The sequence below is a fragment of the Mycetohabitans endofungorum genome (genome assembly GCF_002927045.1).
Lineage (GTDB): Bacteria > Pseudomonadota > Gammaproteobacteria > Burkholderiales > Burkholderiaceae > Mycetohabitans > Mycetohabitans endofungorum.
Genome location: NZ_PRDW01000003.1, coordinates 154,534 through 179,311, shown reverse-complemented (window position 1 = coordinate 179,311; position 24,778 = coordinate 154,534). Strand labels below are relative to the sequence as shown.

23 protein-coding genes are annotated in these 24,778 nt (G+C 65.3%); 14 read left to right on the top strand and 9 right to left on the bottom strand.

From position 1 onward, the window contains the following. The first annotated feature begins 41 nt into the window (after positions 1 to 41). Complete coding sequence (locus B0O95_RS04170) at positions 42 to 1,754, top strand: M48 family metalloprotease (RefSeq protein ID WP_104076763.1); 1,713 nt, start codon at positions 42 to 44, stop codon at positions 1,752 to 1,754. A 30-nt stretch (positions 1,755 to 1,784) separates the two neighbouring features. Here B0O95_RS04170 and B0O95_RS04165 read toward each other — a convergent pair whose 3' ends face one another. From B0O95_RS04165 to B0O95_RS04140, 6 genes are all read right to left on the bottom strand, one after another. Continuing rightward, the gene (locus B0O95_RS04165; RefSeq protein WP_104076762.1) at positions 1,785 to 2,405 is read right to left on the bottom strand and encodes a DUF2946 family protein; all 621 of its coding nucleotides are present in this window, start codon (positions 2,403 to 2,405) and stop codon (positions 1,785 to 1,787) included. Between the two features lie 6 nt (positions 2,406 to 2,411). Next, positions 2,412 to 3,425 carry a hydrolase gene (locus B0O95_RS04160; RefSeq protein ID WP_104076761.1) on the bottom strand — a complete coding sequence of 338 codons (1,014 nt, stop codon included), beginning with the start codon at positions 3,423 to 3,425 and terminating at the stop codon, positions 2,412 to 2,414. Further along, complete coding sequence (locus B0O95_RS04155; protein WP_104076760.1) at positions 3,403 to 3,849, bottom strand: nuclear transport factor 2 family protein; 447 nt, start codon at positions 3,847 to 3,849, stop codon at positions 3,403 to 3,405. Before B0O95_RS04155 ends, B0O95_RS04160 begins: the two co-directional genes overlap by 23 nt. Before the next feature lie 74 nt (positions 3,850 to 3,923). Beyond that, positions 3,924 to 4,949 (bottom strand): lipopolysaccharide heptosyltransferase II, encoded by a 1,026-nt coding sequence (gene waaF, locus B0O95_RS04150; protein ID WP_104076759.1) that lies wholly within the window; start codon positions 4,947 to 4,949, stop codon positions 3,924 to 3,926. Positions 4,950 to 5,114: 165 nt separating this feature from the next. Next, positions 5,115 to 5,309: a zinc-finger domain-containing protein gene (locus B0O95_RS04145; RefSeq protein ID WP_104076758.1), complete on the bottom strand. Its 195-nt coding sequence runs from the start codon at positions 5,307 to 5,309 to the stop codon at positions 5,115 to 5,117. Between the two features lie 31 nt (positions 5,310 to 5,340). After that, the gene (locus B0O95_RS04140; RefSeq protein WP_104076757.1) at positions 5,341 to 6,261 is read right to left on the bottom strand and encodes a branched-chain amino acid transaminase; all 921 of its coding nucleotides are present in this window, start codon (positions 6,259 to 6,261) and stop codon (positions 5,341 to 5,343) included. A gap of 354 nt (positions 6,262 to 6,615) precedes the next feature. On the opposite strand from B0O95_RS04140, the gene B0O95_RS04135 reads away from it, so the two are divergent. The 9 genes from B0O95_RS04135 (at position 6,616) to B0O95_RS04095 (ending at position 16,151) form a co-directional block, all read left to right on the top strand. After that, positions 6,616 to 7,371 (top strand): AzlC family ABC transporter permease, encoded by a 756-nt coding sequence (locus B0O95_RS04135; protein ID WP_104076756.1) that lies wholly within the window; start codon positions 6,616 to 6,618, stop codon positions 7,369 to 7,371. Then, on the top strand, positions 7,368 to 7,694 hold the full coding sequence (locus B0O95_RS04130; protein WP_104076755.1) for an AzlD domain-containing protein: 327 nt from the start codon (positions 7,368 to 7,370) through the stop codon (positions 7,692 to 7,694). Before B0O95_RS04135 ends, B0O95_RS04130 begins: the two co-directional genes overlap by 4 nt. Positions 7,695 to 8,035: 341 nt before the next feature. Further along, positions 8,036 to 9,250: a phosphoglycerate kinase gene (locus B0O95_RS04125; RefSeq protein WP_104076754.1), complete on the top strand. Its 1,215-nt coding sequence runs from the start codon at positions 8,036 to 8,038 to the stop codon at positions 9,248 to 9,250. Between the two features lie 174 nt (positions 9,251 to 9,424). Then, positions 9,425 to 10,861: a pyruvate kinase gene (gene pyk, locus B0O95_RS04120; RefSeq protein ID WP_104076753.1), complete on the top strand. Its 1,437-nt coding sequence runs from the start codon at positions 9,425 to 9,427 to the stop codon at positions 10,859 to 10,861. A gap of 165 nt (positions 10,862 to 11,026) precedes the next feature. Beyond that, a complete protein-coding gene (fba, locus tag B0O95_RS04115) occupies positions 11,027 to 12,091 on the top strand; it encodes a class II fructose-bisphosphate aldolase (protein WP_076786154.1) in 1,065 nt (354 codons plus the stop codon). 131 nt (positions 12,092 to 12,222) lie between these two features. Continuing rightward, on the top strand, positions 12,223 to 13,119 hold the full coding sequence (locus B0O95_RS04110) for a phosphoribosylaminoimidazolesuccinocarboxamide synthase (protein ID WP_104076870.1): 897 nt from the start codon (positions 12,223 to 12,225) through the stop codon (positions 13,117 to 13,119). Positions 13,120 to 13,131: 12 nt separating this feature from the next. After that, on the top strand, positions 13,132 to 13,716 hold the full coding sequence (gene purE / locus B0O95_RS04105; protein WP_104076752.1) for a 5-(carboxyamino)imidazole ribonucleotide mutase: 585 nt from the start codon (positions 13,132 to 13,134) through the stop codon (positions 13,714 to 13,716). Positions 13,717 to 13,908: 192 nt separating this feature from the next. Beyond that, positions 13,909 to 15,063, top strand: a complete 1,155-nt coding sequence (locus B0O95_RS04100; protein WP_233203120.1) for a 5-(carboxyamino)imidazole ribonucleotide synthase — start codon at positions 13,909 to 13,911, stop codon at positions 15,061 to 15,063. Beyond that, positions 15,060 to 16,151: an L-threonylcarbamoyladenylate synthase gene (locus B0O95_RS04095; RefSeq protein WP_233203099.1), complete on the top strand. Its 1,092-nt coding sequence runs from the start codon at positions 15,060 to 15,062 to the stop codon at positions 16,149 to 16,151. Before B0O95_RS04100 ends, B0O95_RS04095 begins: the two co-directional genes overlap by 4 nt. Before the next feature lie 73 nt (positions 16,152 to 16,224). Here B0O95_RS04095 and B0O95_RS04090 read toward each other — a convergent pair whose 3' ends face one another. Next, entirely contained in the window at positions 16,225 to 17,316 is a 1,092-nt protein-coding gene (locus tag B0O95_RS04090; protein ID WP_104076750.1) for an SGNH/GDSL hydrolase family protein, read from the bottom strand. Between the two features lie 415 nt (positions 17,317 to 17,731). Then, on the bottom strand, positions 17,732 to 19,525 hold the full coding sequence (dacB, locus tag B0O95_RS04085) for a D-alanyl-D-alanine carboxypeptidase/D-alanyl-D-alanine endopeptidase (protein ID WP_233203097.1): 1,794 nt from the start codon (positions 19,523 to 19,525) through the stop codon (positions 17,732 to 17,734). A gap of 200 nt (positions 19,526 to 19,725) precedes the next feature. On the opposite strand from dacB, the gene B0O95_RS04080 reads away from it, so the two are divergent. From B0O95_RS04080 to B0O95_RS04070, 3 genes are all read left to right on the top strand, one after another. Continuing rightward, on the top strand, positions 19,726 to 20,385 hold the full coding sequence (locus B0O95_RS04080; protein ID WP_104076867.1) for a response regulator: 660 nt from the start codon (positions 19,726 to 19,728) through the stop codon (positions 20,383 to 20,385). A 9-nt stretch (positions 20,386 to 20,394) separates the two neighbouring features. After that, entirely contained in the window at positions 20,395 to 21,771 is a 1,377-nt protein-coding gene (locus tag B0O95_RS04075) for an ATP-binding protein (RefSeq protein WP_104076749.1), read from the top strand. 140 nt (positions 21,772 to 21,911) lie between these two features. Continuing rightward, positions 21,912 to 22,343, top strand: a complete 432-nt coding sequence (locus tag B0O95_RS04070) for a carboxypeptidase-like regulatory domain-containing protein (protein ID WP_104076748.1) — start codon at positions 21,912 to 21,914, stop codon at positions 22,341 to 22,343. Positions 22,344 to 22,438: 95 nt separating this feature from the next. On the opposite strand, the gene B0O95_RS04065 is transcribed toward B0O95_RS04070, so the two are convergent. After that, positions 22,439 to 23,074 carry a TetR family transcriptional regulator gene (locus B0O95_RS04065; protein ID WP_104076747.1) on the bottom strand — a complete coding sequence of 212 codons (636 nt, stop codon included), beginning with the start codon at positions 23,072 to 23,074 and terminating at the stop codon, positions 22,439 to 22,441. Positions 23,075 to 23,480: 406 nt separating this feature from the next. Between B0O95_RS04065 and B0O95_RS04060 the strand changes: the two genes are divergently transcribed. Beyond that, the gene (locus tag B0O95_RS04060; protein ID WP_104076746.1) at positions 23,481 to 24,764 is read left to right on the top strand and encodes an efflux RND transporter periplasmic adaptor subunit; all 1,284 of its coding nucleotides are present in this window, start codon (positions 23,481 to 23,483) and stop codon (positions 24,762 to 24,764) included. Positions 24,765 to 24,778 lie beyond the last annotated feature (14 nt).

The following is a 24,778-nucleotide window of genomic DNA, read 5'->3' as shown; positions in this document are numbered from 1 at the left end:
TGCCGTTGCATAGCCGTGTGCCGGGATGTCCTGACCGAGTCATGCAAATCAAACGTCTTATTGCGTTGTCCGTCATCGTTGCGCTGGTTTGGCCGCGGCTGCCGAGCGCCCAACTATCCGGCGCGCGGGTGTCTACCGGCACGCCGGCGAATCCGGTGGTCAGCGCGACGGGCCGTGATGTTGGGCAATATGATCCGCGCTATTCCGATTCGCTGAGCGATGTCTTCGGCGTGTATCGCGGCAATGCGGGCAGCATCGAGCGTCCGGGTACGTCGAGGGTCACAGGTGCGTCCCATGGACCGGACGGGCACTCGCTGCCCAGCCTCGGCGACGGCTCAGGCGGCTCGTTGTCGCCGCAGGCGGAGCGCAAGCTTGGCGAGCGGGTGATGCGTGCGGTGCGGCATGATCCCGACTACCTGGGCGATTGGCTGGTGCGGGACTATTTGAACTCGGTCGCCTCACGTCTCGCGGTCGCGGCCCGCGAGCGCTACATCGGTGGCTACGTGCCGGATTTCGACCTGTTCTCAGTGCGCGACATGCAGATCAATGCGTTCTCGATGCCGGGCGGCTTCATCGGGATGAATACGGGCTTGATCGTCGCGACACGCACCGAATCGGAGCTGGCGTCGGTAGTCGGCCACGAGATGGGTCACGTGCTGCAACGGCATATCGCGCGGATGATCACGGTCAGCGAGCGCAACAGCTATGCGGCGATCGCCGGCATGCTGTTTGGCTTGCTTGCTGGCGCGCTGGCCCACAGCGCGGATCTGGGCTCGGCGGTGGCGATCGGCGGACAGGCGTTCGCCATCGACAATCAGTTGCGGTTTTCACGCACCGCCGAGCGCGAGGCGGATCGCGTCGGCTTTATGATGCTGGAAGGCGCGGGCTTTGATCCGTATGGAATGTCATCATTCTTCGAGCGCATGGAGCGTGGTACGGTCGCGAATGTCGGCGTGCCGCCCTACGCGCGAACGCACCCCCTGACCGGGGAGCGGATCGCCGATATGGCGGACCGGGCCCGCAATGCAGCGTATCGCCAGCCGCGGCAGTCGCCGGAGTACGTATTCGTGCAGGCACGCATGCGGGTGTTGCAGAACAAGTCGGCAAGCGACCTTGCGGATATCGAGCAGCGCCTGCGGGCGGAGATCGATGACCAGACCGCGCCGAGTGTGGCGGCGAACTGGTATGGCATTGCGCTGGCGCAAATGCTGCAGGCGCACTATGCGGCCGCGCAGGCTTCGTTGCGGTGCGCGCGGGCGGCATTTGGCGCATTGCAGTCGGCGCAGCCGGATGGCATGTCGTCCACGGTCAGCCTGGACGTGCTGGGCTCGGAAATCGCCCGCCGCGCCGGACGGCTGGACGATGCGTTGCGCGACGCCCAACTGGCGCGGCGCCGCGATCCGGCTTCGCACGCGGCGATCGACGCGTATTTGCAGGCGATGATCGCCGCGCGCCGGTACGACGACGCGCAGGCGCTGGCACGGGCGCAGGCAGCCGCGGAGCCGCAGCGCAGCGAATGGTGGCGCTATCTGGCGCAAGCGAGTGCCGCGCTGGGTGACACGGTCCAGCAGCGCCGTGCGCAAGCGGAGACGCTGGCGCTCGACGGCGCGTGGCCATCGGCGATCCGCCAGCTCAGGCAGGCGCGCGATACGCGGGGTGCGTCATACTACGACATGTCGGCGATCGCCGCGCGGCTGCGGGAATTCGAGGAACGCTATCGGGAAGAGCGGGACGACGACAAGCATCGCGGGTAGCGGGTCCGCCGGGACCGTCGTGCCGCACGCTCACGCCACGGGGTCGGCATGGCGCACTGCCGCGACCGCGGCGGGGCTAGGCTCGAAATGAAAGCGCGCCGGCACATCGACGCGGTCAATGGGCTGGATCCGCAACGGCACATGCGGGCGCCAGACGAACGTATGCGGCTGCCCGTCCTCATCGAAATCGATGTGCTCGGAGAAGAGCGCTAGGTCGTGATCGTGCAACACCGCGACCCGGGCCGGCGCGCTGTCATCGACGAACAATACGCCGCCGGCATCGTCGAGGTAGCACGCGCATGGCACGAACGGTGCCCCGGTATGGTCGCACAGCGTCAGGACGTCGCCATGCAATGCTTCAGACAAATCCTCGTTCTTGGACATCCTGACGACGTACGGCGTGTACGCCAGTTCGACGTAGACTCGCTGCGGCCCGTTCTGGAAGTACCACTGGCCGTCTTTGTCGCTTTGGTAGTTGCGATTAATGAAGCCGAGCAGCGCCGGGTGCCGGATCGGCGTGCCCGGCTCGCCGCCCGACTGCGCCGCTTCATCGCGCATGCGCCAGTTGCCGCGTCTGTCCAGCAGCAGCCAGCCAGTGCAGTGCGGGACGTCGGGCCATTTGACCAGTGCTTTCTTGACGATTTCATCCATCGCGAGTCATCGAGCGTAGGGTTGGAAATAGCCCAGCACGCGCCGTGCCAGCCACTCGATGCGTCCTGGGAACGGCCCCGTCATGAAACCAACATGGCCGCCGTACTCCGGTTGCTCCAGTTCGACGGCCGCTGACACGTCGCGCGCCGCCGGCAGCGCATGCGCGGGCAGGAATGGGTCGTTGCGCGCGTTGAGCAGCAGCGTCGGCACTGTGATTTCGCACAGCAGCGGCTTAGACGCCGAGCGCTTCCAGTAGTCGTCCACGTCCCAAAAGCCGTGCAGCGGGGCGGTGACGATGTCGTCGAACGCCCGGAAGTCGCGCGCCTGCAGCGCGGCGGTGACGTCGAACAGGCCAGGGTATTGTTGCGCCTTGATGACGGTCTTGCGCTTGAGCGTGCGCAGGAAATTACGCGTGTACAGGAGGTTGAAGCCGCTGGACAGCGCGACGCCACCTACGCTCGGGTCCAGCGGCGCACTGATGGCGGCCGCAGCATCGACCAGTCTGCCAGCGTCCTCACGCCGTTCGCCGAGCCAGCGCAGCAGCACGTTGCCGCCCAGCGACACGCCGGCAACGAGCAGCGGGCCCGCGTGCGCGTCGTGCAGGCGGTGCAGAATCCAGTCCATTTCGGCGCTGTCGCCCAGATGGTAGAAACGCGGCGCCAGATTGATCGGGCCGCTGCAACTGCGAAAATGCGGGACCACGCCGCGCCAGCCCTGCAGTGCGACGGCCGCCATCAATGTGCGTGCGTAATGGCTGTCAGAACTGCCCTCCAGGCCGTGGAACAGCACGACGAGCGGCGCATCTGGCGCCTGCCCGGCGGTATCGAGCCAATCTAACTCGATGAAATCGCCATCTGGTGTGGCCCATCGCTCGCGCCGGTAGGCGACTCGTGGCACGCGCGCGAGCAGCGCCGGCACGATCGTCTGGATATGGGCATTGGGTAGCCAGCGGGGTGGCCGGTAGATCAAATCGATATGGGCCGCGCCCGACGAGCGCTCAGTGTAGCGAACCCTGTCCATGGCGCATCTTCGCGGCGAACTGGCCGGCAGCCTTGTCCGGCATCGGACTCGCGTGGATATGGGCGATCCGCCATTCGCCGCGCTCATGCACGAGTACATAGGTCGAGAACACCATCGTCGCAGGCTCGGTCTGGTCGGCCGGACGGTGTGCCTCGGCGATCGCGTAGACCACGGTGCTCAGGCTGTCGTGTACGCGGATGTCGACCGGCTCGATCGTCACGCGTGCCGCTTCGAACTGCTTCGCCAGCCCGTCGCGGATTTCGCTAAGGCCGTGCATGTGCGTGCCGTCCGCGCAGATGCAGCTGGCGAATTCCTCGTCGATCCACAGGCTCATCGCATGATCCAGGTTCGCGTCGGCAATAGCTTGGTAGTACGCGTTGAGCGCGTCGGCGGCGGCGTCGAAAAGGCGGGCGAAACGTGGCATGGCGCGTCGATGATGGGTTCGGTTTTGGCGGGGCGCTCGTTTTGCGCGGCAAGCGTGGCGCGCCCCGACACAGCTCAGCGGTTGGCGATCAGCATCCCGCGCAGGTCGCCGAATACCTGTTCGGCAGATAGCTCGCGCAGGCAATTCAGGTGACCGAGCGGGCACTCGCGCGCGAAGCACGGGCTGCACTCGAGATGCAGCCATTGTACCTTCGCAAGCTCGGACAGGGGGGGGGTATGTCGCGGGTCGGTCGATCCGTAAAGCGCGACGAGCGGTCGGCGCAATGCCGCGGCCACATGCATCAAGCCGGAATCGTTGGTTACCACCGCGCTCGCGCGCGTGATCAGTGCACAGGCTTCGCCAAGCGACGTTTGGCCGCACAGGTTGCGCACGTTCGGGGCGCGTTCCGCGATGGCCTGAGCGACCGCGCTGTCCTTGGGCGAGCCCAGTGCGACGATCTGCGTGTACGGAAATGACTGGCCGATCATCCGGGCCAGCGCCGCGAAGTGCTCCGGCGGCCAGCGCTTGGCCGGCCCGTATTCGGCGCCGGGGCAGAACGCGATCAGTGGTACCCGCGTGTCGAGATTGAACCGGTGTGACACGCGCACCGGCTCGTTCAAGTCAATTTCTAGCCGCGGCGGCGGCAAGTCGGCCGGCAGCTTGGCGCCCGGCGCGTAAGCGAGCGCCGCGTAATGCGGCACCATCGGCGCTCGCTCGCCCTTCGGCGGATTCGGATGCCGCACGTTCAGCAGCATATAGCGGCTCTCGCCGGTATAGCCGATGCGCAGCGGGATGCCGGCAAGCCATGGAATCAGTGCCGATTTCAGCGAGTTCGGTAACACGTAGGCTGCGTCATAGCCGGCTTCACGCAGGTCGCTGGCCAATTGCCACCGCTGCCATAGCTGCAGCTTGCCGTGTTCAAGGTCAGTCGAATGGATCTCGCGGATCTCCGGCATTCGCGCGAGCACCGGCGCCACCCACGCGGGCGCGACGGCATCGAGGACGATCCGCGGGTGCAGCCGCTTGATTAGCGCGAACAATGGCTGAGCCATCAACGCGTCGCCAATCCAATTGGGCGCGATTATGAGCGCACGGCGCATCGGGTCAGAAATTCCAGTCAAAAAGCGCTTCGGCCGGCTCTCGCCTGGGATGCCGGAAGCGGGTCGATTACGGGGGAAGCAACACGGAGACGCTGCGCGCGAAGGCCGTCGCACCGCGGTGCGACAGCTTTCACGACCAGCCTGCGCCGGTGCGTGGCGCTGGACTCAATGGCCTTTGAGCACCTCGCCGTCGCGCAGCTTGTAGCGCGTGCCGCAGTAAGGGCACCGGGCCTCGCCGTGCGTGACGTCGATGAAAATACGCGGATGCGCGCTCCAGCGGGGCATCGCCGGGTTCGGGCAATAGGCGGGGAGGTCCTTCGCGCTGAGTTCGATCAGCGGCATTTCCTTCAGTTCGCTCATAGGGTCGATCTTGGGTTCGAAAGAGGCAGGCTCAGACCTGGGTCAGCCAGTGCGCGTACTGTTTGTTTTTCCCCGACACGATATCGAAGAACGCAGATTGGAGCTTTTCGGTGACCGGTCCACGGCGGCCGGCGCCGATCGGGCGGTTGTCCAATTCGCGGATTGGCGTGACTTCGGCCGCGGTTCCGGTGAAGAACGCCTCGTCCGCGGTATACACCTCGTCCCGCGTGATGCGCTTCTCAATGACTTCGATGCCGAAGTCTTTCGCCAGCGTGATAATCGTGTCGCGCGTGATACCGTCCAGACACGACGACAGGTCCGGCGTATACAGCTTGCCATTGTTGACGAGGAAGAAGTTCTCGCCGGAGCCCTCGGACACGTAGCCGTCCACATCCAGCAGCAGCGCCTCGTCGTAGCCGTCGGCGATCGCCTCCTGGTTGGCGAGGATCGAGTTCACGTACCAGCCCGACGCCTTGGCGCGCACCATCGACACGTTGACGTGGTGGCGCGTGAACGACGAGGTCTTCACGCGAATGCCGTTGGACAGCCCTTCGTCGCCGAGATAGGCGCCCCACGGCCATGCCGCGATTGCGACATGGATCGTGTTGCCTGTCGCCGACACGCCGAGCTTCTCGGAGCCGACCCAGATGATTGGGCGCAGGTAACACGACTGGAGTTTGTTTTCTCGCACGACGTCGCGCTGCGCGGCGATAATCGTTTCCTGGTCGAACGGCACGTCCATCTGGAAGATCTTTGCCGAGTTGAACAGGCGCCTCGTATGCTCCTTCAACCGGAAGATCGCGGTGCCCTCGCTGGTCTGGTACGCGCGCACCCCTTCGAATACGCCCATTCCGTAGTGCAGCGTGTGCGTCAGCACATGGATCTTCGCGTCGCGCCAGTCGATCAGCTTGCCGTCCATCCAGATCTTGCCATCGCGGTCGGCCATTGACATAGAGATTCTCCTCGCGGTGTCTGTCGTTGGCCGCCCGCACGGAACGTGCAACGGATCAGCCAAAGGACGTTATTTTAGCGCCAATTCGAGCCCCGACGCGCATACGGCGTACAGCTTGCAGTGGCCTGCCGCCGTTTCTCGCGGCGGGTCGCACGCGGGACACGCCGGCGTTCCGGGACCCGTCAGCTGATCGTAAATTCCTCCTTACGGTACGCCTTATTCATCGCAAGCGAGGCCGAATACAGCGCAAAGCACAATGACCGGGCCAATCATATAATCCGTGTTCTTACTTAGAGGGAGTCGCGCTGCAATCGCCGATCGCTAGCCCGTTCCACTCAATTCACCGTTGCTGCCATGTTCCAGCGTTTGTCCGATGTCGACCGCCGCGCCTTTGTCGATGGCGTGCGCACCTATGCGCCGACCTTTGCCGCGATGTTCTCCTGGGGGCTAGTGACCGGCATCGCGATGAGCAAGTCGGTGCTGACCGTGCCGCAAGCCCTCGGGATGTCGCTGCTCGTGTATGCCGGTTCCTCGCAACTGGCCGTGTTGCCGCTGCTCGCCGCGAAGCTGCCGATGTGGACCGTGCTGCTGACCGCGGCGATGGTCAATACGCGGTTTATCGTGTTCAGTGCCGGCTTGGCGCCCCATTTTTCGTACCTGTCGATGCCGCGCCGTCTGCTGTTAGGCTACTTCAACGGCGACGTACTCTACCTGCTATTCCAGGCGCGCAGCTTCAGGCCCGGGTATGAGCCTGGCAAGGAGGCGTTCTTCTGGGGCATGGCGGCGTCAAGCTGGATCATGTGGCAGGCGTCCTCGATCATCGGCATTTTGCTCGCCAACCTTTTTCCGGACGACTGGGGCTTAAGCCTGGCGGGCACGCTCGCCTTGATCCCGATCATGGTGTCCGCGATCGTCGGCCGCTCGACGCTAGTGGCCGTCGTCATCGCGGCGATCGTCGCACTCGTCGGCATCGACATGCCATACCGCCTTTCGCTGCCGCTGGCGATCCTGGCCGCGCTGCTCGCCGGGCTCGTCAGCGACACCTATGCGCACAATAGGTCGGCGAAGGTATTGCGGCGCGCCGGACAGGGCGGCAGGGCGTCGCAATGAGCTCGACCCAGATTTGGCTTGCGATCATTGGCATGATGATCGTCACCGGCGTGACCCGCGCCGCCTTCCTGTTAGGAGGCAAGCGCACCGTGTTGCCGGAGCGCGTGCTGCGCGCATTGCGTTATGCACCCGCAGCGGCGCTGATCGCGGTGGTTGTGCCGGATGTCGCGATGACGCCGCAAGGGCTATCGTTCGCGCTCGAGAACCATGCGTGGTATGGCACGGTCGCCGGCACGCTGTGGTTCCTGTGGCGCCGGAGTATGGTTCAGACGATCGTCGTCGGGATGCTGGTATTTACGGCGCTGCGGTTAGGGTGGCCTTGATCGGTCCCCACCCCCTATTCGGGCCGGGCGGTATTCGCTGAAGGCCCGCCGGCGCATAAATGAACGCCTATCCCGCGCGGTCCGGTCGGTGCGGGGCTAAGCCGATATGCCGCGATCCCGTGCTAGTGATCCGGTACTTTTTGGCAGTCCTGCCGCAACTTCCGATACTTCGGTCGCGCCATCCGATGCGCTAGAATGACATGTTCCCAGCGAGTTGCACGGGCCGTGCCATCCGCTTGCCCGGCGGTTCGCCGAATGCGCATTACACGACGGCAGCGGGCGTGCGTCACTGCGTCCGCGCTGCGGCTTTACCCTTTCCTCAACTTCGTCAAGCCAACCTCATGACTCAAGTTCTGCGTTTGACCGACCTCATCGCGGACGGAAAGCTCCGCGGTCAGCGTGTGTTCATCCGTGCCGACCTGAACGTGCCACAAGACGATGCCGGCAACATCACCGAGGACACCCGCATTCGCGCGTCGGTCCCGGCGATCCGCCAGGCGCTCGATGCTGGCGCGGCGGTGATGGTGACATCGCACCTGGGCCGGCCCACCGAAGGGCAGTTCAAGCCGGAAGACTCTCTCGCACCCGTGGCCAAGCGCCTGGGCGAGTTGCTCGGCCGCGACGTGCCGCTGGTGGCTAACTGGGTCGAGCGTGGTGTGAGCGTGGCGTCCGGCAATGTCGTGCTGCTCGAGAATTGCCGCGTCAACCCGGGTGAGAAGAAGAATTCGGACGAGCTTGCGCAAAAGATGGCCGCGCTGTGCGACGTCTATGTCAATGACGCATTTGGCACTGCGCACCGCGCGGAGGCGACCACGCACGGGATCGCGAAGTACGCGAAAATCGCGTGTGCCGGTCCGCTGCTCGCGGCGGAACTCGATGCGCTGGGCAAAGCGCTCGGCAACCCGAAACGTCCGCTCGTGGCGATCGTGGCGGGCTCGAAGGTGTCGACGAAGCTGACAATCCTAAAATCGCTTGCCGAGAAGGTCGACCAACTTATCGTGGGTGGCGGCATCGCGAACACGTTCATGCTGGCCGCCGGGCTACCGATCGGCAAATCGCTGGCCGAAGCGGATTTAGTCGGTGAGGGCAAAGCGATCATCGACGCGGCGAACGCGCGCGGGGCGTCAGTGCCGATTCCGACCGACGTGGTGGCCGCGAAGGCGTTCGCGTCGGATGCCCACGCGCAGACCAAGGCGGCAAGCGAGGTGGCCGACGACGACATGATCCTGGACATCGGTCCGCAGACCGCGGCCGCGCTGGCCGTGCAGCTGGAAAAGGCCGGCACAATCGTGTGGAACGGGCCTGTCGGCGTGTTCGAGTTCGATCAATTTGGCAACGGCACGAAGACGCTCGCGCAGGCCATCGCGAAGTCGCAGGCGTTCTCTATCGCCGGCGGCGGCGATACGCTCGCGGCGATTGCGAAGTACGGTATTCATGACAAGGTCAGTTATATCTCGACCGGCGGAGGGGCCTTCCTCGAGTTCCTCGAGGGCAAGACGCTGCCTGCGGTCGAGGTGCTGCAAAGCCGTGCGCAAGCCGGTAACGCCGGCGCATAAACGGTCACGGCGCGCGACCTTGTGCAACTCACCGCCGACACCGCAGCATAGCGGCGCGGCTGTCCTGGCTCGGCCGGCCGCGCGCAGCGGCGTTACGCCGGTGTCGCATCCGCTCCGGGCAATCGCCTCCGCAGCAGCGCTTTATGCAGCGCTTTAACCCAGTCAAGGAGACTCATGCATCGCGCTACCAAGATTGTCGCCACCATCGGACCCGCGTCCAGCTCGCCGGACATCCTGTCGCGGATGATTGCGGCGGGGCTGGATGTTGTGCGGCTGAATTTTTCGCACGGCACCGCCGACGATCATCGCCAGCGTGCCGAGTTCGTGCGGGAGGCTGCGCGGCAGGCGGGCCGTGAAGTGGCGATCATGGCGGACCTGCAAGGTCCGAAGATCCGCGTTGGTAAGTTCGAGAACGGCCGCGTGATGCTCGCTGCTGGCGCGCCGTTCGTGCTGGATGCCGCGTGCGAATTGGGCAACGAGGAGCGCGTCGGCCTGGACTACAAGGACCTGCCGCGCGATTTGAAGGCCGGCGACATCCTGCTGCTCAACGATGGCCTGATCGTGTTGAGCGTGCAGCGGGTGATCGGCGGAGAGATCCACACGAGCGTGAAGGTCGGCGGCGAACTGTCGAACAACAAGGGGATCAACCGGCAGGGCGGCGGTCTGTCCGCCCCCGCACTGACGGCGAAGGACATGGAGGATATACGTACGGCCATGGCGCTCGGCGCGGATTTGGTCGCCGTATCGTTCCCGAAAAATGCGACGGACATGGAGATGGCGCGGCAGCTCGCGAACATCGCCGGTGCGCCGTACGGCTACAAGCCGAAGATGATCGCTAAAATCGAGCGTGCCGAGGCGATCCCGGCATTGCAAGAGATCCTCGATGCATCGGACGGCATCATGGTGGCGCGCGGCGATCTAGCGGTGGAGGTCGGTAACGCGGCGGTGCCGGCGCTGCAAAAGCGGATGATCCGGATGGCGCGGGAGGCGAACAAGACCGTGATTACCGCCACGCAGATGATGGAGTCGATGATCCAGAATCCGGTGCCGACACGGGCAGAAGTCTCGGACGTGGCCAACGCGGTGCTGGACGGCACCGATGCGGTGATGTTGTCCGCGGAGACTGCGGCCGGCCGGTATCCGGTCGAGACGATCGAGACGATGGCGGCCATCTGCGTGGAGGCGGAGAAGTCCGAGCACGTCGAGTTGGACAAAGATTTCCTGGATCGCACGTTCACCCGCATCGACCAGTCGATTGCGATGGGAGCGCTGTTCACCGCGTTTCACCTCGGCGCCAAGGCGATTGTTGCGCTGACCGAGTCGGGCGCGACCGCGTTGTGGATGAGCCGACATTGGCTGCATGTGCCGATCTATGCGTTGACGCCGCGCGTGGCCAGCGAGCGGATGATGGCACTGTACCGCAATGTGGTGCCGCTGCACTTGGAATCGAGCCTGGACCGCGATACGGCGCTACAGCAGGCGCTCGAAGTGCTGGTGAAGAACGGCTACGCGGTGCGCGGCGACATTGTTGTGTTGACCGTGGGCGAGCCGATGGGACAGGCTGGCGGTACCAATACGCTGAAGATCGTCAAGGTTGGCGACATCGTCTGAGGTTTTCGCCGCTGGGCGCGTCCCAGTCAACGTACAATAATGGCCGATGACCGACGCGACAGCGCCCGATTCGAGGCAGCGCGCGGCGCACGGCGCAACCTGGATGCGCGCGGCCCATGGTAGCGCGGCCAGTGCCGGGAAGAATTCTCATTGAAGGAGTGAAACATGCCTCTCGTATCGATGCGTCAACTGTTGGATCACGCGGCTGAAAACGGCTACGGATTGCCGGCGTTCAACGTCAACAACCTCGAGCAGGTGCAGGCGATCATGGCGGCCGCGGATGAGGCGAATGCGCCGGTGATCATGCAGGCGTCGGCGGGTGCGCGCAAATATGCGGGTGAAGCGTTCCTGCGCCATCTGATCGAGGCGGCGGTCGAGTCTTATCCGCATCTGCCGATCGTGATGCACCAGGACCACGGGCAATCGCCGGCGGTCTGCATGGCGGCGATCCGCAGCGGCTTTACCAGCGTGATGATGGACGGCTCGCTGCAGGCCGACGGCAAGACGGTCGCCAGTTATGAGTACAACGTTGAGGTGTCGCGACAAGTGGTCGAGTTCTCGCACGCGATCGGCGTGACGGTCGAGGCCGAACTCGGCGTGCTCGGTTCGCTCGAGACGATGAAGGGCGACAAGGAGGACGGTCATGGTGCGGAAGGGACGATGACGCGCGAGCAACTGCTCACCGACGTCGAGCAGGCGGCCGATTTTGTGCGCGCGACGCAGTGCGATGCGCTGGCCATCGCAATCGGTACGTCCCATGGTGCTTACAAGTTCACGAAGAAGCCGACAGGCGACATTCTGGCCATCGATCGAATCAAGGAAATCCATGCGCGGATCCCAAACACGCACCTGGTGATGCACGGCTCGTCGTCGGTGCCGCAGGAGCTGCTGGCGGAGATCCGTGAGTTTGGCGGCGACATGAAGGAAACGTATGGCGTGCCGGTCGAGGAAATCCAGGAAGGCATCAAACACGGTGTGCGCAAGATTAATATCGATACGGACCTGCGGCTGGCGATCACCGGTGCGATCCGCCGCTATTTCGTCGAGAACCCGAGCAAGTTCGACCCGCGCGACTACCTGAAGCCGGCGCGCGAAGCGGCCAAGAAGGTGTGCCTGGCGCGCTATCGTCAGTTCGGTTGCGAAGGGCAGGCCAGCAAGATCAAGCCGTTGCCGCTGGACAAGATCGCCGAGCAATACAAGTCGGGCGCGCTCAAGCAAGTGGTACGCTGATTCGCCGCCAGCCGGGCCGACGCGCGTTGCCGGTCTTGCGGCGCGGCGCCGTGCCGCGCCGCGCACGGTTTACAATACACGCCGTTCCCGCACTGCCGCGGAACGGCTTTTCCACTTTCTGGGACCCGACGATGCCCTCTGTGCTCTATGAATCTACGCTGAAGTCGCTGCCGCTGCTGGGCCGCGGCAAGGTTCGCGACAATTATGCAGTCGGCGACGATAAGTTGCTAATCGTGACGACCGACCGCCTGTCGGCGTTCGACGTGATCATGGGCGAGCCGATTCCGGACAAGGGGCGCGTGCTGAACCAAATGGCCAATTTTTGGTTCGACAAGCTTGCGCACGTGGTGCCGAACCACTTGACCGGCGTGGCGCCGGAAAGTGTCGTCGCGCCCGACGAGGTGCCGCAGGTCGCCGGCCGCGCGGTCGTGGTGCGGCGCCTGAAGCCGATCCTGGTGGAGGCGGTGGTGCGCGGCTACCTCACCGGCAGCGGCTGGAAGGACTATCAGGCCAGCGGCTCGGTGTGCGGCGTCGCGCTGCCGGCGGGCCTGCAAAACGCGCAACGGCTGCCGGAGCCGATCTTCACGCCGGCGGCGAAAGCGGACATCGGTCATCACGACGAGAACATCACGTTTGCTGAGGTCGAGCAGCGTATTGGCGCCGAGCTGGCCGCGCGCATTCGCGACATCAGCATCTCGCTGTACAAGACGGCCGCGGACTACGCGGCCACGCGCGGGATCATCATCGCGGACACCAAGTTCGAGTTTGGGCTCAATGACGACGGCAAGCTGTACCTGATGGACGAGGTGTTGACCGCCGACTCGTCGCGATTCTGGCCTGCAGACCAATACCGGGTCGGCACCAACCCGCCGTCATTCGACAAGCAGTTCGTGCGCGACTGGCTGGAGGCGCAGCCGTGGAGCAAGGCGCCGCCGGCGCCGAAGCTGCCGCACGAGGTGATCGACAAAACCGCGGCGAAATACCGCGAAGCCCTCGAGCGGCTCACGGGCCAGCCGCTGCATGGATAACGGAAGCGCGCAATGAATGAAGTTCAGCAGCAAGCACAGCAGTCAGTACGGCAGCCAGCACAGCCCGGCGGTGCGCACAGCCACCCGAGCCCGCTGGTTGGCGTGGTTATGGGGTCGTCATCGGACTGGGACACGATGCAGCACGCCGTGGCGATCCTGCGCGAGTTCGGCGTGCCCTACGAGGCACGCGTCGTGTCCGCGCACCGGATGCCCGATGAGATGTTCGATTATGCGCAAGCAGCGCGTTCGCGTGGGTTGCGCGCGATCATTGCGGGCGCGGGCGGCGCCGCACACCTGCCCGGCATGCTCGCGGCCAAGACGACGGTGCCGGTGCTCGGCGTGCCGGTGGCCAGCAAGTACCTGCGGGGCGTGGACTCATTGCACTCGATCGTGCAGATGCCCAAAGGCGTGCCGGTCGCGACGTTCGCAATCGGCGAGGCTGGCGCGGCCAATGCCGCGTTGTTCGCCGTTGCGTTGCTCGCGAGCGCGGACAGTGTCGGCGCGCCGCTCGACGCGGACGGCTTTGCGTCCAAACTCGCAATGTTCCGCGTGCGTCAGAACGATGCCGCGCGGGCGATGGTGCTGCCGGCGGATTGACGCGTCGCATGGGCCGAGGCGCCGGCGTGGCGGCCTTCGGCATTGAATTGTGTGTCCCAGGGGCTCTGCCGCCGACCTCATTATTCTGACAAAATGACAGATGTTCGCTTACCCGTAGGCACGGGTTCATCCTCGACGGCGCGTGCTAGCTCGCCCACATTCGGCGCGCCGGCGTATCCGCGCGCGCCAATCATGCCGGGCGCATGGCTAGGCATGGTCGGCGGCGGCCAACTCGGCCGGATGTTCTGTTTTGCCGCGCAGGCGATGGGCTACCGTGTCGCCGTGTTGGATCCGGAGATCACCTGTCCAGCGGGTGGCGTTGCAGATCGCCATCTTTGCGCCGCGTATGACGATCGCGAGGCGCTTGCTGAAATGGCGCGGCTGTGCGCGGCGGTGTCGACCGAGTTCGAGAATGTGCCAGCCGCCAGCCTGGACTGGCTGGCGCGCACCACCTGCGTGAGCCCGTCCGCGCAGTGCGTTGCCATCGCGCAGGATCGTATCGCCGAAAAGCGCTGGATCGAGCAGGCTGGCGTATCGGTCGCGCCACACGTGGTGATCGAGTCGTCGGCCGCGCTGCAGGCCCTGTCCGACGAGGCCCTGGCGGCGGTACTGCCGGGCATCCTGAAGACCGCGCGGCTCGGCTACGATGGCAAGGGGCAAATGAGCGTGTGCAACCCGGACGAGGTGCGCGCCGCGCATGCAGCGCTGGGCGGCGTCGCGTGCGTACTCGAGCAGCGGCTGCCGCTCGCGTACGAGATCTCGGCCATCGTTGCGCGCGGCGCGGACCGCACGACAGTGGTGTTTCCGGTCGCACAGAATATCCATCGTGACGGCATTCTGTCGCAGACGATCTCGCCGGCGCCGGTTGCGGATGCGGCGCTCATCGAGCGGGCGCAGGCTGCGGCGCTGTCGATTGCTGCACAACTAGACTATGTCGGCGTGCTGTGCGTGGAGTTCTTCGTGTTGAAGGACGGCTCGCTGGTGGCCAACGAAATGGCGCCCCGGCCGCACAATTCCGGGCACTATACGATCGACGCATGCGTGTCGAACCAGTTCGAGCAGCAGGTGCGCGCGATGGCTGGCATGCCGCTGGGCTGCACGCGCCAACATTCGCCCGCAGTCATGCTGAATTTGCTCGGTGATGTGTGGTTTGCAGACAAGACACCGCGCGTGCCGCCATGGCACGAGGTTGCCGCGATGCCGGGCGCGCACCTGCACCTGTATGCGAAGGAAGAAGCCCGCGTCGGGCGCAAGATGGGCCATCTGACGCTGACTGCGCCGACGCTGGACGAGGCCCGGGCGGCCGCGCGCGATTGCGCGCGCCTTTTGCATATCCCACTCGAATGAGCGCCACCCGGCAACGCAACGACGGGCACGGCGCGCCAACGCCGACATCTGCCGACAGCGACGCGCCGACGCGCGGGTGGCCGGCGCCGGCCGCGATCGATGCCGCCGCGCGCCGCCTGGACGCCGGCGAACTGGTAGCGTTCCCGACCGAGACAGTGTACGGGTTGGGCGCGGATGCCCGCAATCCACAGGCCGTGGCGCGCATCTACGCAGCCAAGGGCCGGCCCCCAACCCATCCCGTCATTGTCCATTTGGCGCCAGGTGACGATCCCGGTGGCTGGGTCCGTACGCTGGGTTCGGAGGCGTGCCGCTTAATCGATGCGTTTTGGCCTGGGCCATTGACGTTGATCCTGAAGCGGGCCGATGCGATCCCGGACGCGGTGAGCGGCGGGCAGGACTCGATCGGGCTGCGATGTCCGTCACATCCGGTGGCGCAGGCATTGCTGCGCGCGTTTTCCGACTTGCAGCACGGCCACGGCGGCGTGGCCGCGCCGTCCGCGAACAAGTTCGGCCATGTGAGCCCGACGACCGCGCAGCATGTGCGCGACGAGTTTGGCGACAGTGTGCACGTACTGGACGGTGGCGCATGCGATGTCGGTATCGAGTCGACGATCATCGACCTGTCGCGTGGCTTTCCGGCGCTGCTGCGCCCTGGGCGGATCACGCCGCAACAGATCGCCGACGTGCTGGGCGCGGCGCCGCGGCTGCCCGACGGCAGCGATGCCACGGTGCCGCGCGCCTCGGGCACGTTGAAGGCTCACTATGCGCCGCGTACGCCGCTCGCGTTGCTGCCGCTCGAGGCAATCCTGTGCGAGGTTGCTGCCCATGCGCCGCATGAACGACTGGCGGTCATTGCGCGCGCCGGCCTGCCACAGGCCGAGGCGTTGCGTGCGCGGCCCAACTTGCAGTTCGTCGCCGCGCCCGACGATCCGCACGCGTATGCGCGCGAACTGTACCGGATGCTGCGCGAACTGGATGGCGCGAACGTGCTGCGTATTTTCATCGAGCCATTGCCGGCCACCGCTGAATGGGCAGCGGTCAACGACCGGCTGCAGCGCGCGGCGGCGGCGTTCGAAGCCGGCGTCTGACACGACCAGATCGGAGTGCCCGGTCGGGCGCCCGATCGCTGTCGATGCGTGGCTTGCGCGCGTTACCGGGCAATTACTTGCCGATGCCGTGCGCCGCGATCTGCTGCTGCGCGAATTGCGCGAACAACTGGTGTGTGCGGGTCGTCGGGTGGATCTGGTCGGCGAACATATAGGTCTGGTCCGCGTTCTGCTCCGTATAGCTGTCCGGCGCGCACAGCAGCGACGTGCCGTAAGAGGCCGGGTTTGGCACGCCGGCCTGTTGCGCCGACGCGACCATTTTAGCCAAATTGCATGCGGTGCCGTTGGCGCCAACCTTGAACCCATTGGCCTGGTAGTTGGCCGCCAGCTTGGTGATCCACGAGAACACGTCGAGCTGGATTACCTTCTGATCGATGCCGCCTTGCGTGAGCGCTGCCTTGAGCGCGGTGTTGAAGCCGGCCGACAGTTGCGTGAGCCCGGTGCCGCCATCGGCGCCGGACACACCGAGCGGCGTCACGCCGATGTTGGGCAGGTTCGCGACGACCACCTTGGTTGCGCCGGCCTGCAGAATCTGGCCGACTACCTGGGCGAGCGTGAGGGCCGCCGTCGTGATGTTCTGTATCGCCGCGGCCTGCGTGATCTGGCCGGCCGCCAGCGCTTGCGCGTTGCCCAGCACATCGTTGGCCCCGGCCTCGACGAGTACCAACTGGTTGCTGTTGAAACTGCCGTGCGCCTGCAGGTAGGCGCTGACCTGCCAGGTGACGGGCTCGGCCGTCATGCTGGCGCTGGTGGTCGAGCCACTGGTATTGACCGTGGCCGCACCTTGCGCGTAATCCAAGCCGCCCGCCGCGGTCAGCGGCACGCCGAAGCCTGCCTTGAACGCCGGCGTGAGCGTATCGCCGTAGTATTGCGCGACGTTCTGCGCCCACACCTGCCCAGGATTTGTCGTGAAGCGGCCGCCGCCCAATGCGAGCGGGCCGGCAGCGTTCGTGCTGGTCACCGCATAGGTGCCGGCATCGGACAGGCTGTCGCCGAACGTGACCACTTGCAGCCGGATGTCTCCCGCCGGAGTCTGCGTCGATGGGTCGCCGCTGGCGCCTGCGCCGCACGCGGCGAGCAGCGCGAATGCGGTACATGCGATCGCTGTGCGCACGAAGCGCTGCAACGTGTTCTTCTGATTCTTCATTGAGTCTCCTCGTACGGTTGGTTGTGCTACTAGGCCGGATAGGCCGTGAGCGGCCGCACGCCGCACGCTTGCCGAGCCGACCTCGCGGCGGATCGTGTCGATACGGATAACGAAACGTTACCTGGGCGCTGGCAGCAGCCAAATGGCGTCGAACCGCATCCGCGTCCTCCGATATTCGTCTCGAGCGGCATGGCGCCGCTCGTGTATTGTCATTGTTGTGCCGGGCGTGGGCGCACCGGCGCTACGTCCCGCTGGAGCCATCTGAGCGGTCATAGCGAGAACGGATCAAGGGTACACCGACTCTGATCGCCGCTTACGTCTGTCGGCTAGAGACTTTATTCAATGCGACACGTCCAACCTCGCATGCCGTCAGGATTTTTCTGGACGTTTGAAACACGGCATCGGCCGGCGAGCGTTACCGGGCGCGTTGGTATACCCATTCGAGCAGGGCATCGTGTACCTGCCGCGCGGCGGCGGCGCGTGGATCGTTGATAAAGCTCACCACCACGTAGCTTTCGCCGTTCGCGGCGGCGACATAGCCGGCAATCGCGCGCACGTCGCGCAATGTGCCAGTCTTGATCCGTGCATTGCCGCCCACCGGCGCTCCGGTGAGCCGGTGACGCATCGTGCCGTCGACGCCGGCAATGGGCAACGACGCGACAAAGGCCTGCGCGACAGGGCTGGCGTTGGCCGCCACCAGCAGCTTAGCCATCGAGGCGGCGCTGACGTACTCGTTGCGCGACAGGCCGGAGCCATTGTCCAGTTGCAACTCGGGCATCGTCAGCCCGCTCCTGGCCAGAAAATCGCGGATGACCTGTGCGCTGCGCGCGGGCGTGGACGGCACCGGCGGGGCGAGCGTGACGGGAATGTGCGATGCAATCGGGCGCGCTCCGACTGCGCCGATCGACAAGAATAGGTTGCGCGCCATCGTGTTGTTCGACAACTTATTGATGTCGTTCACGATCGTCGATAGTTCGATCCCGCGATGGGTCGCCACTGGCTGCGCGTTGGACGGCGTCGCACCTTCACGTACCGTGCCGGTGAAGGTGCCCCCGGTTTGCTTCCACAGTGCTAGGAAACCACCGGCGAAAAAGCTTGAGTGATCCAGTGCGGCCATGTTGACGGTACGCTCGCCGCAGCGCGTCGGATAGTCGCCGCTGAACACCGCTTGCACGATGCCTTGCGGCGTCGGCGTGATAGCTGGGGTCACACTTTGCAGTACGCCGGTGCACGCGCCGCGCGTCTTGCGTAACTGGTTGACGATTTTCAGTTGCGCGAGCGCAGGCGTCACGTCGATGGCCACGTCACCGTTCGGCGACGGGTTCAGCCTAAACGACAGCGACTTGAACGCATACAGCAGCGGATCCGGGCCGACGTTGTACGGCGAGTCGGTGTTGTTGTCGAACGCAGGCAGGTCGCGCGTGGATGCGTCAAACCATCGCTTGTCCAGGACCAGATCGCCATCCAGCGCGGTGATGCCTTGTTTGTGGATCTTGTCCACCAGGTCAATCAATTCCTCCGGCACGAGCTTTGGATCGCCAGTGCCTTGGATGTACAGGTTGCCGTGCAGCACGCCGGAGGCGTCGATGCTGCCGTCCCGGTATGCGCTCGTGCGCCACCGGTAATTCGGGCCGAGGATCGACAGGCCGGCGTAGGTGGTCACCAGTTTCATCGTTGATGCGGGCAGCATACGCTTGCTCGCATTCCACGCGAGCAATGGCTGCCTGTCGCTCACGCGCTGCACGACGACGCTGACCGACGATAGCGGCACCCGCGCACGCGCGAGCCCGGCCATCACCGGCGCGGGCAGCGGGCCGGACGGTACGTTGGCTGCGCGGCCAGCGGTCTTGCTTTTGCTGCGCTTCGTGCGGGCCTTGGCGCACGATGCGTTGGCCGCCGCATTGCGACTTGCCTTGCGACTTACCTTGCTCTTAGCCCGCCATCCCTTGGCCTGGGGCTTCGCGTCGGCGAAGGCCGGCGTGGGCACGCTTGGCAGTGCAATCCATGCCGCACACGCGAGTATCGCGGCCAGCCACCGGCGGCGTGACCGCTGCGCCGCACCGCCCGTTTGTCGCGGGATGGTCGTGACGCGCGCAGCGTCCTGGCGGACATCGACGTTACGGTTGCGCAATCGGACAACGGACAGGACGGAGCGGGCGAAGCCGGGGCGGGTGAAGCGGCCAAAGAAAGTGAATGGATACGGAAGCATAGAGAAGCGCGAGCGATAAAAACGCGCTGACGCCGACATGGTGGCCGGTTGCGCGCAAAGCGCTCATTGTAGTGACAATGGGACAGGCCGACGGCTCTGCGATCAAAATTCGACGCGGGGCGGCGATGCGCCGGACCGGTGTGGCGACAAGGATAGAATGTGCGTATGACTCAATTGTGGATGGACGAACGGTCGGCACCATGCGTGTTTTACTCGTCGAAGACGACCCGATGATCGCTGAAGGTGTGCGCAAGGCGCTGCGCGCGGACGGCTGGGCAGTGGATTGGGTCCAGGACGGCACGGCGGCGATCCTGGCCGCTGACGGCGAGCCGTACGACCTGATGCTGCTCGACCTCGGATTGCCTCAGCGCGATGGACTGGATGTGCTCAAGACGGTGCGCGCTAAAAAACATGCGCTGCCAGTGCTGATCGTGACCGCCCGTGACGCGGTGGCTGATCGCGTCAAGGGGCTCGATGCGGGCGCGGACGACTACCTGGTCAAGCCGTTCGATCTGGACGAGCTTGGCGCCCGCATGCGGGCGCTGGTGCGCCGCCAGGCCGGTCGGACCGAGACAGTGATCCGGCACCGCGGCTTGACGTTGGATCCGGCCGCGCGCGAGGTCACACTCGATGGCGTGCCCGTTGCGTTGTCCGCGCGCGAGTACGGGTTGCTCGAGGCGCTGCTTGCGCGGCCTGGCGCGGTGCTCTCCAAGAGCCAGCTTGAGGAAAAAATCTATGGCTGGGGCGAGGAGATTGGCAGCAATACGGTCGAAGTCTATATCCATTCGCTGCGCAAGAAGCTTGGCGCGGAACTGATCCGCACCGTGCGCGGGCTGGGCTACATGATGCCGAAGGCGTGACGCGGGCCGATGAATTCGATTCGCCGACAACTCCTGATCTCGCTGATCGCGGTGCTGCTGGCGGGCTTCGGCCTGGCAGGCTGGCTCACCTTTCGGCAGGCCCGGGCCGAAGCCAATGAATTGTTCGACTTCCAATTGCAGCAAACTGCCGCGGCGTTGCCAGCGGAGCCGTTCAGCTCCGCGTTCGGCGCGGGCGATCCGGAAAGCGGCGGTGTTGTGATCCAGATCTGGAGCCGCGAGGGCGTGCAGCTGTACTACTCGCACCCGCGCGCGCCCCTCGCGCCGCATGCCAAGTTGGGCTTTTCGACCGAACACACGTCGGGTGGCGACTGGCGGGTCTACAGCGCGGTGGTGGGCGACAATGTCGTGCAACTTGCTCAACCGATGAGCGTGCGCAGCCGGCTGGCGGCGGAAGTGGCGCTGCGCACGCTGTGGCCTTCGCTGATGCTGTTGCCGCTGCTGGGCGTTGCCGTCTGGCTGCTCATCGGCCGCGGGCTGAAGCCATTGCGCCGTGTGGCGCTTGCGTTGGACACGCGGCAGCCGGACGCGCTTGACCCGCTGCCGGACCAGCGGCTGCCCAACGAGGTGCAGCCGCTGGTGCGCGCGCTCAACGGATTGCTCGAGCGGCTGGCGCATGCGCTGGATACGCAGCGCGCGTTTGTCGCCGATGCCGCACACGAGTTGCGCACGCCGCTGGCCGCGTTGCAGATCCAGGTGCAGCTGCTGGAGCGCGCGCAGGACGACGCGGCGCGGCGGGAGGCGACAGCGGACCTGAGGCATGGGGTCGAGCGCGCGACGCGGCTGGTCGAGCAATTACTGGCGCTCGCGCGTGCCGAGCCCGCCGCGGACTGCGCCAGCGCAGGGGCACCCGTGTCGTTGCGTGCGGTGGTCGAGGACAGCGTGCGCGCGTATACGACGCTCGCCGCGCAACGCGGCGTGGATCTGGGCATGGACGCAGCCGCGGACGCGACCGTATCCGGCGACGCCGACGCGTTGCGCATGATGATCGGCAACCTGGTTGACAACGCGGTCAAGTACACGCCGCGGGGCGGGCGCGTTGACGTGTCGATCGATGCCGACGGCGCTGGCCGGCCGTGTGTGCAGATCGTCGATACCGGGCCCGGCATTCCGGCATCGGAGCGCGCGCGTGTGTTCGATCGGTTCTATCGGATGCCGGCACGCGATGAGTCGCTCGCACAGATCTGTGGCAGCGGGTTGGGCCTGGCCATCGTGCGTGGTGTCGCGCAGCAGCACGGTGCGTTGTTGCAGTTGGATGACGGGCCGGGCGGACGCGGATTGCGCGTCAGCGTCACCTTTGCGCGGCACCCGGGCGGCGCGCGCGAAGCTACCCCCGACTCCGATGTGACGAGACATAAAAAACGCTGATGTAACAAGCATTTACCGGCTGCCTCATGTTTCGCCGGAACCGTATGCCGTTGATCGGGTCGGTAAAATAGGAGGGGGCCGTGTGCGCGCCGCGCCGCGGGTCCGCCGTCCTTGAACCAGCCTAGGAAAGGAGTGACACGATGAAAAACCGCCATCGAATGGGGCTTGCCATGCTGGCGACCGGCTTACTCGGCGTCACCGGCTTTGCCACGCGGGTCGCGGCGCAGGACAACAACGGCTTGCCGCCGGTCAGCACGCAGGGCGACATCAACTATACGTCGGGTGGCGTCGGGTTGGACGAGTCGCAGGCGTTGCGCCGCGAGGCGCCGCATTGGCCGCTCACGTTGCGGTTCACCGGCTCGCGCGGCGAATACCTGGCCGACGTACATGTAACCATCGCGTGGGCGGGCGGCGAGACCGTGCTCGATACGATCTCGCAGGGTCCGTACATGCTGGTCAAGCTCGCGCCCGGACGCTACACGGTACGCGCGCAATACGAGGACACGGCGCAAACGAAGTCGATCGAGCTGCGGCGTCATGCGACGCTCGCGTTCCGCTGGTCGCAGCCGTAAGTCGGCTGCCGAGATCACCTGGGGCCCGACCGCGGTGCTTGCGCTCGCGTACTACTGGGCGCTCTTCCTGAGCGGGTAAGCGCGTCGGCGACGCGTCAGCGGGGCGCGGTGAGCGTTGCCGGGCTGCGCAGCATCGCGAAACCACTGTCCGCGATGCGCTCCGCTTCCTGCGCTAGCGCGATCGACGTATGGTCAAGCAGCCAATCGCGCAGGATGCCGCCGAAGAACGCGTGCAGCAACTGTGCGCCGCGCCGCGGATCCAACTCGGCGGACAATTGGCCCTTGGCCATCGCATTACGCAGCCCGATCTCCAGCCGCGCACGGCCATCGCGGGTCGCGTTGCGGTGACGCTCCAACACGGGGCCCATATCCTCCGTGTATTCGCATTTCGTGAACAGGATCTCGAAAACCCGCCGGCTGCGGGGATTTTGTGCGGCATCGCGCAGGCAGAACACAAATACGTCGCGTAGTCTGCCAAGCGGATCCTGTTCGCGCGAGTCGACGGTGGCTTCGACCAACGTTTCCATAGGTAGCGTGACCCGATCGACCATCGCGGTGAATAAGTCGGCCTTGTTTTTGAAGTGCCAGTAGATCGCGCCGCGCGTCAATCCAGCTGCCACGGCGACATGCGCGAGTGACGTGCGCGCCACCCCGCGTTCAAAAAATACTATTTCGGCCGTGTCAAGGATGTGGTTGCGCGTCTCAAGCGCTTCTTCTTTGGTCCTTCTCATGGTCTCGTTGCTGCAAGCGCTCTTATGCGAATCACAGGACCGGCACAGGCGGCCCGAGTGGATCGCACACGACGTGGGCCCGTGCACAATCGATGGCTGCCGAATTTACGGTAATATACATTCAGCAATGAATGTATATACAATAGCACCCGCTGATCGTCAGGCCAACCGGCGTTTTCCTCAGGGATTGCACGGCGCGCCGGGTACGGGTGCTGAGCGGCGCGCGTGACGCGAAGTAAAGCTCACCGCGTGCCCCCGTCGCATGCAACTTAGACGGTGCATTTCGGTTCCGTGTGCCGCAGTATTGCGCAAGGCCGGCGATCAGGCGCCGGCAGACGCGACCCGGCAGTTCCAGGCGCGAGGTCATTCCAATTCTTAGCCACAGTCAGATACAGAGGTGCATTCTATGCGCGTCGATCGGGTTCGAGTACGTTTTTTCCCCGCTACCGCGGCGGCCGCGGTAGCCGCAGCTTTCGTGCTTGCCGGATGCGGCAAGAAGCCGGCCGCTCCGCCGGTGCAAATACCCGAGGTTGGCGTGGTGACGGTGGAGCCCAAGCCGGTGCCGGTGATCACCGATCTGCCCGGGCGCACCAGCGCGTATCTCGTTGCGCAGGTGCGCGCGCGGGTGGACGGCATTGTGCAGCGCCGCGAATTCACTGAGGGTAGCGAGGTTAAGACCGGCCAGCGGCTGTACAAGATCGACCCGGCGCCGTACGAAGCCGCGCTCGCCGGCGCGAAGGCGTCGCTCGCCAAGGCGCAAGCCAATCTCGCATCGACTCGTGCTCAGGCGGAGCGCTTCAAGGTGCTGGTCGCCTCGAACGCGATCAGCAAGCAGGAGTATGACAATGCGGTGGCCGCCGAGCGGCAGGCCGAGGCGGATGTCGCGGCCGGCAAGGCATCGGTGCAAACGGCGACCATCAACCTGGGCTATACCGATGTGGTATCACCGATTAATGGCCGCATCGGTCTATCTGTCGTCACGCCGGGCGCATACGTGCAGGCGAACCAGGCTACGCTGATGACCACCGTGCAGCAACTCGATCCGATGTATGTCAATCTGACCCAATCGAGCGCTGATGGTTTGCGATTGCGGCGCGAGATCCAAGAGGGGCGCTTGCGCACCCAGGGCTCGAACAGCGCGAAAGTGCAACTGATGCTCGAGGATGGCACGTTTTATCCGATTGAGGGCAAGCTGCAGTTTGCTGACGTGACGGTAGACCAGTCTACCGGCTCGGTCACCCTGCGGGCATTGTTTCCAAACCCGGATCGCGTGCTGCTGCCCGGTATGTTTGTGCGCGCGCGCATCGTCGAGGGGGTGAACGAGCGGGCAATTGTCGTGCCGCAGGTCGGTATCACGCGCGACCAGAAAGGCATGCCAACCGCGCTGGTGGTCGGCCCGGACAACAAGGTCACGCTGCGCCAGCTGGTTACCAGCCAAACCTATGGCGCAAACTGGATTATTGAGAGCGGCCTGAACCCAGGTGAGCGCGTCATCGTGCAGGGCACCGAGAAGGTGCGCCCGGGTGCAACCGTCAAGCCGGTGCCCGCGCAACTGCCGCCCGAAATGACGGCGAGCCCGTCGCCCGGTGCGGCGTCGGCCGCATCCGGCGCGCAGCCCGCCGCGTCCGGCGGAGCCAGCCAGGCCGCCGAGAGTGCGAGCGCGTCGGCCGGTGCCAGCGCCGCGCAATAACCCGAGGAGCATCG